We start from the raw sequence: 9957 nt of genomic DNA on the forward strand, positions 1-9957 counted from the left end.
TTTCCCAAACGTGTTGGATCATCGGTTTGCCGGCAATATCCAATAACGGCTTGCGAGGCAAGCGGCTAGAGGCATAACGTGCCGGAATAATCACGGTAAAATTCATTACAGTTCCTTATGCTTCTTGAGCATCTAAAAAACGTTCCGCATCAAGGGCTGCCATACAGCCTGTGCCGGCTGAAGTAATGGCTTGGCGGTAGTTGTGATCCATCACATCACCTGCTGCAAATACACCTTCCACAGAAGTAGCTGTGGCATTGCCTTCCAAGCCTGATTTCACTTTGATATAGCCATTTTCAAGCTCTAACTGCCCTTCAAAAATGCCAGTATTCGGTGCGTGCCCAATTGCTACGAAGAAACCATCAACTTTGATTTCTTCGGTCAGTTCTTCTTTGGTCGATTTTAAACGTAAACCGGTTACGCCCATATTATCACCTAACACTTCTTCTACTGTGCGGTCGGTGTGCAGAATGATTTTGCCTTCTTCAATACGTTTTTGTAGGCGACCTAATAAAATTTTCTCGGCACGGAAGCTATCACGGCGGTGAACCAAATGCACTTCGCTCACTAAATTCGCTAAATATAATGCTTCTTCAACCGCGGTATTGCCGCCGCCAACTACCGCAACAGGTTTATTGCGATAGAAAAAACCATCACAAGTTGCACAAGCGGAAACACCTCTGCCTTTGAATTTTTCCTCAGACGGCAAGCCTAAATATTTTGCCGATGCCCCTGTAGCAATAATTAATGCATCACAAGTAAAAGTGTTTAAATCACCTTTTAAGGTAAATGGGCGTTTAGAAAGATCTACACTGTGGATATGGTCAAACACAATTTCAGTTTCAAATTTTTCGGCGTGCTTGAGCATTTTATTCATTAATTCCGTGCCGGTAGTATGCTCAAATTCACCCGGCCAGTTTTCGATTTCATCAGTAGTGGTTAATTGCCCACCTTGTTGCATACCTGTTACTAACACAGGGTTTAAGTTAGCACGAGCGGCATACACCGCAGCGGTATAGCCAGCAGGACCTGAGCCTAAAATTAAAAGTTTTGCGTGTTTAGTTGTCATAATCAATCCTCTGAATGAAATTAGCCTCTATTTTATCTTAAATTCACATTTAACTCCATTTTCGCTTTCGCTCACATTTTTTTGATTTTGTGACAAACTTAACAGAAATATCAGCATTTTTCCTGTAGATTAGAACAACTTCACTCGCTTCTAAAAGGAGAAAACTTATGAAAAAGCTTATTAATTCAATTGAAACCGTGTTAGATGAACAACTCTCCGGTTTCGTAAAAGCACATTCTGACTTAATATTAAATAAAGAACCTGTCTATATTTATCGCACACCACCAAGTAATCAACCGAAAGTCGCTTTAATTTCAGGCGGTGGAAGCGGACACGAGCCAATGCACGCCGGTTTTATTGGAAAAGGAATGCTTGATGGGGCTTGCCCGGGAGCAATTTTCACCTCACCAACGCCAGACCAAATGTTTGAATGTGGTTTAGCACTAGATCGTGGCGAAGGCGTTTTGTTAATCATCAAAAACTACACTGGTGATGTGCTAAATTTTGAAACCGCAACTGAATTATTGGCAGATAGTGGTGTGCAAGTGGCAACGGTATTGGTTGATGATGATGTGGCAGTAAAAGACAGCCTCTATACCGCCGGTCGCCGAGGAGTTGCCAATACCGTGCTAATTGAAAAATTACTTGGGGCAGCGGCAAATAAAGGCTATTCCTTAACCGAACTGGCTCAACTTGGTAACAAACTCAATAATAATGGGCATTCAATCGGCATTGCACTAGGTGCTTGCACCGTTCCTGCCGCAGGTAAGCCATCGTTTACCTTAGCAGAAAATGAAATGGAGTTTGGTGTGGGTATTCACGGCGAACCAGGCATTGAACGCCGTCCGTTTGAGAATTTAGATAAAACCGTAAAACAGATGTTTGAAACTTTAATTGCTCACGGCGATTACACTCGTACAATTCGCCATTGGGATAATCAAAATCATCAATGGAATGAAGTGGAAGAAAATAAGCAAGCCTTACAAAAAGGCGACCGTGTTATCGCTCTTGTGAATAATCTTGGCTCGGTGCCGCTTTCAGAACTTTACGCAGTTTATGATGCCCTTGAAAAAGAGAGCCACGCTTTTGGTTTAACTATTGAACGTAGCCTTGTCGGTTCTTATTGTACCTCACTGGATATGCAAGGAATGTCAATCACCTTACTCAAAGCCGATGATGATATTCTACAATTATGGGATGCACCGGTTAATACACCTGCATTACGCTGGGGCGAATAATCACATTGAAGGGAAAAGTATGAAAATATCAAAACAACAAATTTTAAAATGGCTTGAATTATGCCAACAAGTAATGGACGAAAAGCGTGATTATTTGACCGAGTTGGATACCGTTATCGGTGATGGAGATCACGGCTTGAATATGCAGCGTGGCTTTAGCAAAGCAATTGAAAAAGCTAAAACGGTGGAAGACAAAGACATCGGCACAATTTTAAAGACGGTCGGAATGACCTTACTTTCACAAGTTGGCGGTGCAAGCGGTCCACTTTACGGTACATTTTTCATTAAAGCTGCTCAAAGCACAAATGCAAAAGAAGCTCTCAGCTTTTCAGATCTGCTACTCTGTTTAGATCAAGGGGTTGAAGGCATTGTGCAACGAGGGAAAGCAGAAATTGGCGACAAAACAATGTGCGATCTGTGGTTGCCTTTGCTGGAAGAGCTAAAAAAAGCGGATACCTCTCAATCGATTGGCTCAATTTTGTTACAAGCGGTCGAAAAAGCAGAATATTTTGCAAATCAAACGATTCCACTTATTGCTAAAAAAGGACGAGCCAGCTATCTGGGAGAACGAAGTGCAGGGCATCAAGATCCGGGAGCAACATCGAGTTATTACATTTTTAAAGCCTTAGCAGATGCAGTGCAATAAGGAGCTACAATGGTTAATTTAGTAATTGTTTCCCATAGTGCAAAACTGGCTGAAGGAGTTGCAGAAATTCTTTCACAAATGGCTCAAAGTGGTTGTCAGATTGCTGTTGCAGGGGGAATTGATGATGCGGAGAATCCGATCGGCACTGACGCTGTTAAAATTATGCAGGCGATTGAATCGGTCTTTACACCTGATGGTGTGATTGTTTTTGTCGATTTAGGCAGTGCAGTATTAAGTACCCAAACCGCCATTGATTTACTCGAGCCGGAAATTGCCGAAAAAGTGGTTATCAGCTACGCACCTTTAGTGGAGGGAGCTTTTGCTGCGGTGGTAGCAGCCTCAGCCGGTGATAGCTTAGAGTTAATTTTAAAAGAAGCCAATGAAGCTGCTCAACTTAAACAAGAGCAGGCTGAATAATCTAAATTCACAAACAAAAATGCCGTAATCAATTACGGCATTTTCATTTCATTAATACAACAGAGAATAAAGCTGTCTTCTGAATTTAGGCACAATAGGATCTGTTCCAAGTGCTGATAATATAGCTAAAAATTGGTTTTTCAGCTCGCCGTTTGATACATTCAAATCTGACTTCAACCAATCAAATAAGAGCGTTAAAGCTTCTTCATTTTTGTGAGCTTGGTGTAATTGATTAGCCAGTTTAATCGCAATTTCAGGTGTTTTGCTTTGAGCATAATCAGCTTGCAACTGTTGCAACTCGGGGGATTCACTCGCCTGCTCTAATAACTCGATTTGAGCCTGCAAACCGTGCCAGCGGCTGTCTCTGTCTTGAATTGGAATCGCTTTTAAGATTTCGCGAGCTGGTTCAACATTTTTCATTGCGATATAAGTTTCAGCATAGAGCAAAGCAAAATCGCTGTTTTTCTTGTCCGTCATTTCCCAAGCTGCTTTTAATAGAGGCAATGCTTCATCGTAACGTTGATCTTGTAGAAGCTCTAAGGCTTGGTGAAATTTAAGATCTTCCTCTTTCGGCAGAATGTTGGCAAGCCGAATTCGCAACTCTTGCTCACTTACCGCACCTTGAATAGCATCAATCGGCTGACCGTTCGAGAAGAGATAAAGCGTTGGAATTTGTTGAATGCGAAACTGTGCGGCTAATGTCTGCTGTTCATCGCAGTTAATCGTTGCCAACAAAAATTGCTGTGGATTTTCATCCGCAATACGGCGGAGTAAGGCATCCATTTCTAGCGAGGCAACCTCACGGGGAGAAATAAAATGGAACACTGTAGGCATTTGCCCGGCGGCACTCCACACTTCACTAAAATTTTGTTCGTTTACATTTACCAAATAGTCCATAAAAACCTTCTTTAAGCTAGAAATTACATTTTATATTGTAGAATTAATAAGAGGTTTCAATAGGTAGCCCGTTTCTTTCCCACGCTTCAAAACCACCTTTTACGCTGTAAACGTTTTCAAATCCCTGCTCAATCAAAAATTGAGCGGTACTTTGGCTACTCACCCCGTGATAACAAATGACAACAACAGGATCATCATAATCAACTTCATCTAAAAATTTGCCGTAGCTTTGGTTAGTTAAATGAAAAGCATCTTGTGGGTGGCTATAAACATAGCGGCGAGCATCACGCACATCGGCAAGTACCGCACCGTCGTTTTCAATCATCTCCCACGCTTGCTGGGGAGTAATTTCTTTAAATGTAATATCAGTCATAATTTATCCTCAAAAATGGCGAAACTATACCACAAAATAGCGAAGGTATCGGCGATTATTTCAAGTTGAAAAATTGATGTTTGTCTTATATAATTGCGAACTATTTTCAAATGCAAGATTTATCCATTTTTTATTTGAGGTTTTATATGAATCAACTTTTTCATTTTTTAGAACGTTATACAGACTTCGTTATTTTAGGCTTACTAGGCTTATTAAGCGTTATTTGCGTGTGGAAAGCAATTGAACGTATTATGTTCTATTCAAAAGTGGATATTTCCAAATATAGCACTTTGGAAGAATTAGAAATCGACTTAACCCACAACCTAACTACCCTTTCTACTATTGGCTCAAATGCACCTTATATCGGGCTATTAGGCACAGTTATTGGTATTCTTCTCACCTTCTACAACTTAGGACAATCAGGTGGCGATATTGATGCTGCCGCTATTATGGTAAATCTTTCCTTAGCATTAAAAGCAACTGCCGCAGGTATTTTAGTAGCGATTATTGCAATGGTGTTCTATAACGGTTTTGGTCGTAAAGTAGAAGAAAACAAGTTGAAATGGTTAGCTCTACAGGCTAAAAATCATCAAGCGGTCTAATTTCCTCTATTTTTTGCAAATTAAGAAGGCATAAAGATGAAAAAATTTGATGAAATCAACATCATCCCATTTATTGATATTATGTTGGTATTGTTGGCTATCGTGTTAGTTACAGCCTCTTTTATCTCACAAGGTAAAATTCAAGTGAATGTACCAAAAGCGACAACAACACAGCCAATGCAAGCAGATGAACTTGCGAAACTTTTAACCATTACTGAAAACAATGAATTTTTCTTTAATGATAAACCTATCACAAAAGAGCAGCTTGTGGCAGAGGTTTCAACTTGGGATAAAAGCCAAAAAGTTTCGCTTAAAGTCGATGGTGCAGTTGCTTTTGAAAAATTTGTGGAATTAACTGATGTTTTATCTGCAAATGAGATCAAAAATGTGGCAATTATTACTAAAAAAGAAACCGTTGCTACACCAGCTACTAATACGCCAGCCTCGCCTAATCAAGCACCAATAACGCCTTAATAGGATAAGAGAGATGAAAAAACACCATTCTCGAATCGGATTAATTGCCTCACTAGCCATTCACGGTGCATTGATTGGTGGTAGTTTTGCTTTACTTAATGAGCAAAAAATCGAAAAAGCGGCAGAGCAAAATTCGCTTTCAATGGAAATGGTTGCTGCTTTATTAGAGCAACCACAGGTGGCAGTTTCACCTGATCCTATTGAAGAAGTAAAGGAAGCTGCTCCAACACCCGAACCAGAGCCTCAACCCGAGCCAAAACCTGAACCTGAAGCTATTCCTGATCCAACGCTAAAACCGAAAAAAGAAGAACCGAAAAAGGAAAAGCCAAAGGAAGAAAAACGTAAAGAACGTCCAAAAGAGAAAAAAGAAAAACCAAAAGAAGAAAAACGTAAAGAGAAGCCAAAAGAGCCAGAAAAGCCTCAGCAAAAACCGATCAAAGCATTAGAGCGTGGTCCTGAGGTAAAACAAGGTATTGTTGCAAAAGCCACTCCAAATGCTGTACAAGGCGAAAAAATGGTTTCAGGCGTTGTAGGCGGACAAAAAGGTGGCTCATTGAATTCAACCTCTACGACAGGGAGTAACGTAACAGGGGGCAATGCAAGCGAACTTTCAGCCTATAAAACCGCATTACAGCGTGCGTTACAACGCAAGGCAAATAATTCATACCCTCAGCGTGAAAAGATGATGCGGAAAACAGGCACGGTAACCATTAAATTTACCATTACCTCATCTGGTGCAATTTCAAATGTTTCTGTAGTAAATTCATCGGGTAACAGTAATTTGGATAATGCAGCGGTAAAAAGTGCACAGGCAGTGAGTATGCCACCGCCACCGGCAGGTTTCCCACCTTCAGTTACCGTACCAATTAGATTCTCTCTTGAATAAAAAACACCCTCAGAAGCAATCGCTTTTGAGGGTGTTCATCTTTAAAACTATAATTAGTCTTGTGTTTCGCCTAGTAAAGCCAACTCTCGAGCTTTAATTTGGTTTTTCAGAATGTCCACTAAGTCTGAAACGAGGTAAGTGCCTAAGTCTGCACCTTTGCGAGTACGCACTGATACTTTGCCTTCAGCGATCTCTTTATCACCGCAAACAAGCATATAAGGCACACGGCGTAAGGTGTGTTCACGCACTTTGAAACCAACTTTTTCATTACGAAGATCAGCTTTCACACGAATCCCTGCATCGCTTAAGGTTTTCACTACTTGTTGCACATAATCTGCTTGGCTGTCGGTAATATTCATTACCACTGCTTGCACAGGGGCTAACCAAGTTGGGAAGAAACCTGCGTATTCTTCGGTAATAATACCGATGAAACGCTCAATAGAGCCAAGAATTGCACGGTGAATCATCACGGGTGTACGGCGACCATTATCTTCCGCCACATAAGAAGCTTCTAAGCGACCCGGTAGGGCGAAATCTAATTGCACTGTACCACATTGCCATTCACGACCTAAGCAATCACGAAGTGCAAACTCAATTTTCGGACCGTAGAATGCACCTTCGCCTTCTTGGATTTGATACTCTAAACCATTGTTGCGAAGTGCGTTTGCTAAGCCTTCTTCCGCTCTGTCCCACATTGCATCATCACCGATACGATTTTCCGGACGGGTTGAAAGTTTAACTGCAATGTTAGTAAAACCAAATGTGCTGTAAATATCGTACACCATTTTGATACAGCTTGTTACTTCAGACTCAATTTGTTCTTCAGTACAGAAAATATGGGCATCATCTTGGGTAAAACCACGTACACGCATTAAACCGTGTAAAGAACCGGATGGCTCATTACGGTGGCAAGAACCAAACTCTGCCATACGAATTGGTAAATCACGGTAAGATTTCAAACCTTGATTAAAGATTTGAACGTGCCCCGGGCAGTTCATCGGCTTAATCGCATATTCACGGTTTTCAGATTGCGTGGTGAACATTAAATCCGCGTAGTTTTGCCAGTGCCCTGTTTTCTCCCAAAGCACTCTGTCCATCATAAATGGACCTTTTACTTCTTGGTAATCGTACTCTTTTAATTTGGTACGCACGAAAGTTTCTAATTCACGGAAAATCGTCCAACCATCATTGTGCCAGAACACCATACCCGGTGCTTCTTCTTGCATATGATATAAATCTAATGCTTTACCAATACGGCGATGGTCGCGTTTTGCCGCTTCTTCTAAACGAGTTAAATATTCACTCAACTGTTTTTTATCTGCCCAAGCCGTGCCGTAAATACGTTGCAACATTTTGTTTTTGCTATCACCACGCCAGTAAGCTCCTGCTACTTTTTGCAGTTTGAAGTGTTGGCAGAAACGCATATTTGGTACGTGTGGACCACGACACATATCAATATATTCTTCGTGATGATATAACGCAGGGGTTGCGGTACGTTCGATGTTTTCATCTAAGATTGCCATTTTGTACGGCTCGCCACGTTTTTCAAAAGTATCACGGGCTTCTTGCCACGTTACCGGGCGTTTTACCACATCGTAGTTGGTTTTCGCTAATTCCAACATACGTTTTTCAATTGCATCTAAATCTTCTTGAGTTAAAGAACGGTCTAAATCCACATCATAGTAGAAACCGTTTTCGATGGTCGGACCGATAGCCATTTTCACATCGGGGAATAATTGTTTGATTGCGTGCCCTAATAAGTGAGCCGTTGAGTGGCGAATGATCTCTAAACCATCTTCATCTTTTGCGGTAATGATTTCAAGAGTGCTGTCTTGGCTGATAATGTCGCACGCATCACGGCGTTCGCCGTTTACACGACCGGCAATGGTTGCTTTCGCTAAACCTGCACCGATTGATTGGGCAACTTCCATTACGGAAACCGGGTTGTCAAATGAACGTTGTGAACCGTCCGGTAAAGTAATAATTGGCATAATAAATCCTTACAGTGGTAATCCATACGAGAGATTACTTGTTGAGTTTGAGAATGAAAAAACCGCTTACAAGCGGTCTTTTTTGATTAAAATTTTGCAATTTGCTTATTATTTCCCTTACAAATGGGGAATAAAAGCACAATAATTCTAGCACAAAACAAAGAAAAATTAAACCTTACTGTTTTCGCTATTCGTTAGACTATCCTGAGATTTTTCTTCATCCGGCTCAATATTTTCGTTTTCTGTTTGCTGCTCTTCTTCAAATGTTTCAAGCTGAGCTTGGTATTCTTGCACTACCTCTTCATCAAATGGAATAAGTTCTTCCTCAACTAATTCAATTTCTTCAATCGGGCTTGCGGTAGCAATAGGTGTGGCGTATTGCATCTCTGCACGCTCCGCTTTCGGAACAGGTTTAGTTCTGACAGCACAAATGAATAAAATAAGTGAAAACAGACCAAAGAGTGCATAAAAACCGTACTCAGCAGACAGGCTCATCGCAAAACCGATAAGCGGTGGAGCAACCAATGCCCCTAAACCATAGCAAAATAGCAAGCCTCTGCTAACTTCAACGGTGTTCATATTATTCGGCAATTCATCGTTAGCTCGGGCGATACTCAACGCATATAAACTAAATAGGCTACAGCCAAATAAAAAGGCAATGATGTATTGTATCCAAGCGGTCAAATTTTCTTGAAAAATTGCAAATAGCCCAATAAGTGCAGTAAGAGTACCGACCACTGCACAGGCTAAAATGGCGTTACGTCTGCCAATGCGATTCGATAACATCGCCATCGGCATTTGGCTGATAAAACCGCCAATCATCGAGATCATCAAATAAAGCGAAATTTCGCTTAGTGAAAAGCTAAATTTCAGCAGAAATACCGACACCATTGTGAAAAAGCCATTGACCAACATTCCACTAATAAAACTGGTAGCTAAGGCTAATGGCGAAATCGAAAATAGTTTAGGAATGCTAATACGTTCACGAGCTGGAATATCAGGCTGAACCATTTTAGTTAAAGCGATGGGGATCATCGACATCACTACTAAAATGGTCGATAAGGTAAAAATGTTTCGACTGCTAAGTTCTAAACTTAATAAACTCACCCCTAAAATAAAGGCTAGGTAGAAAATAATATTATAAGTAGCAAGCACTTTGCCTCTGGTATCAACATTCGTTTTTTCGCTTAACCAACTTTCCACTAAAAGCAACAAACTATAATGACAGAAGCCCAAAATGATGCGTAACACACCCCAGATCCATAAATTATCCACCATCATATGACTAAGGGCAGCAATCGCAAAAATGGCACAAAATACACTAAATGAGCGGATATGCCCGACACTCGAAACAATACGGTGAG

12 protein-coding genes are annotated in these 9957 nt (G+C 41.0%); 6 read left to right on the forward strand and 6 right to left on the reverse strand.

All coding sequences use genetic code 11. From position 1 onward, the window contains the following. On the reverse strand, positions 1–106 hold a 106-nt coding region (locus ACJHV0_RS04255), incomplete at its 3' end, for a cytidylyltransferase domain-containing protein (protein WP_483133473.1). A gap of 9 nt (positions 107–115) precedes the next feature. Beyond that, positions 116–1069 (reverse strand): thioredoxin-disulfide reductase, encoded by a 954-nt coding sequence (gene trxB / locus ACJHV0_RS04260; RefSeq protein WP_025236465.1) that lies wholly within the window; start codon positions 1067–1069, stop codon positions 116–118. 167 nt (positions 1070–1236) lie between these two features. Here trxB and dhaK point away from each other — a divergent pair, with 167 nt between their 5' ends. Genes dhaK through dhaM form a run of 3 tightly spaced genes read left to right on the forward strand, consistent with a single transcriptional unit; the run spans position 1237 to position 3370 of the window. Further along, positions 1237–2307, forward strand: a complete 1071-nt coding sequence (dhaK, locus tag ACJHV0_RS04265) for a dihydroxyacetone kinase subunit DhaK (protein WP_483133469.1) — start codon at positions 1237–1239, stop codon at positions 2305–2307. A gap of 19 nt (positions 2308–2326) precedes the next feature. Beyond that, on the forward strand, positions 2327–2953 hold the full coding sequence (dhaL, locus tag ACJHV0_RS04270; RefSeq protein ID WP_334235876.1) for a dihydroxyacetone kinase subunit DhaL: 627 nt from the start codon (positions 2327–2329) through the stop codon (positions 2951–2953). Positions 2954–2962: 9 nt separating this feature from the next. Then, positions 2963–3370, forward strand: a complete 408-nt coding sequence (gene dhaM, locus ACJHV0_RS04275) for a dihydroxyacetone kinase phosphoryl donor subunit DhaM (RefSeq protein WP_334235875.1) — start codon at positions 2963–2965, stop codon at positions 3368–3370. 51 nt (positions 3371–3421) lie between these two features. Here dhaM and ACJHV0_RS04280 read toward each other — a convergent pair whose 3' ends face one another. Next, positions 3422–4267: a co-chaperone YbbN gene (locus ACJHV0_RS04280; RefSeq protein WP_283386240.1), complete on the reverse strand. Its 846-nt coding sequence runs from the start codon at positions 4265–4267 to the stop codon at positions 3422–3424. A gap of 43 nt (positions 4268–4310) precedes the next feature. After that, a complete protein-coding gene (gene glpE / locus ACJHV0_RS04285) occupies positions 4311–4640 on the reverse strand; it encodes a thiosulfate sulfurtransferase GlpE (protein WP_025236470.1) in 330 nt (109 codons plus the stop codon). 146 nt (positions 4641–4786) lie between these two features. Here glpE and exbB point away from each other — a divergent pair, with 146 nt between their 5' ends. Genes exbB through ACJHV0_RS04300 form a run of 3 tightly spaced genes read left to right on the forward strand, consistent with a single transcriptional unit; the run spans position 4787 to position 6602 of the window. Then, on the forward strand, positions 4787–5242 hold the full coding sequence (gene exbB / locus ACJHV0_RS04290; RefSeq protein ID WP_334234611.1) for a TonB-system energizer ExbB: 456 nt from the start codon (positions 4787–4789) through the stop codon (positions 5240–5242). Positions 5243–5278: 36 nt separating this feature from the next. After that, positions 5279–5716, forward strand: coding sequence for a TonB system transport protein ExbD (gene exbD / locus ACJHV0_RS04295; RefSeq protein WP_483133470.1), 438 nt, complete (start codon positions 5279–5281; stop codon positions 5714–5716). Positions 5717–5729: 13 nt separating this feature from the next. Beyond that, positions 5730–6602 (forward strand): TonB family protein, encoded by an 873-nt coding sequence (locus tag ACJHV0_RS04300; protein WP_483133471.1) that lies wholly within the window; start codon positions 5730–5732, stop codon positions 6600–6602. A gap of 53 nt (positions 6603–6655) precedes the next feature. Here the strand turns inward: ACJHV0_RS04300 and thrS are convergent, their stop codons facing one another. Both thrS and ACJHV0_RS04310 read right to left on the reverse strand, forming a co-directional pair. Then, complete coding sequence (thrS, locus tag ACJHV0_RS04305) at positions 6656–8593, reverse strand: threonine--tRNA ligase (RefSeq protein ID WP_025236474.1); 1938 nt, start codon at positions 8591–8593, stop codon at positions 6656–6658. A gap of 168 nt (positions 8594–8761) precedes the next feature. Continuing rightward, a partial coding sequence (locus ACJHV0_RS04310) for an MFS transporter (RefSeq protein WP_483133472.1) occupies positions 8762–9957 on the reverse strand: 1196 nt, incomplete at its 5' end.

The organism is Mannheimia sp. (assembly GCF_056854775.1).

Excerpts from the sequence above, each read along its gene's own strand:
- trxB (WP_025236465.1), bottom strand. The coding sequence starts at position 1,069 with ATGACAACTAAACACGCAAAACTTTTAATTTTAGGCTCAGGTCCTGCT.
- thrS (WP_025236474.1), bottom strand. The coding sequence starts at position 8,593 with ATGCCAATTATTACTTTACCGGACGGTTCACAACGTTCATTTGACAAC.
- exbD (WP_483133470.1), top strand. The coding sequence starts at position 5,279 with ATGAAAAAATTTGATGAAATCAACATCATCCCATTTATTGATATTATG.
- dhaK (WP_483133469.1), top strand. The coding sequence starts at position 1,237 with ATGAAAAAGCTTATTAATTCAATTGAAACCGTGTTAGATGAACAACTC.
- glpE (WP_025236470.1), bottom strand. The coding sequence starts at position 4,640 with ATGACTGATATTACATTTAAAGAAATTACTCCCCAGCAAGCGTGGGAG.
- dhaM (WP_334235875.1), top strand. The coding sequence starts at position 2,963 with ATGGTTAATTTAGTAATTGTTTCCCATAGTGCAAAACTGGCTGAAGGA.
- ACJHV0_RS04300 (WP_483133471.1), top strand. The coding sequence starts at position 5,730 with ATGAAAAAACACCATTCTCGAATCGGATTAATTGCCTCACTAGCCATT.
- ACJHV0_RS04280 (WP_283386240.1), bottom strand. The coding sequence starts at position 4,267 with ATGGACTATTTGGTAAATGTAAACGAACAAAATTTTAGTGAAGTGTGG.
- dhaL (WP_334235876.1), top strand. The coding sequence starts at position 2,327 with ATGAAAATATCAAAACAACAAATTTTAAAATGGCTTGAATTATGCCAA.
- exbB (WP_334234611.1), top strand. The coding sequence starts at position 4,787 with ATGAATCAACTTTTTCATTTTTTAGAACGTTATACAGACTTCGTTATT.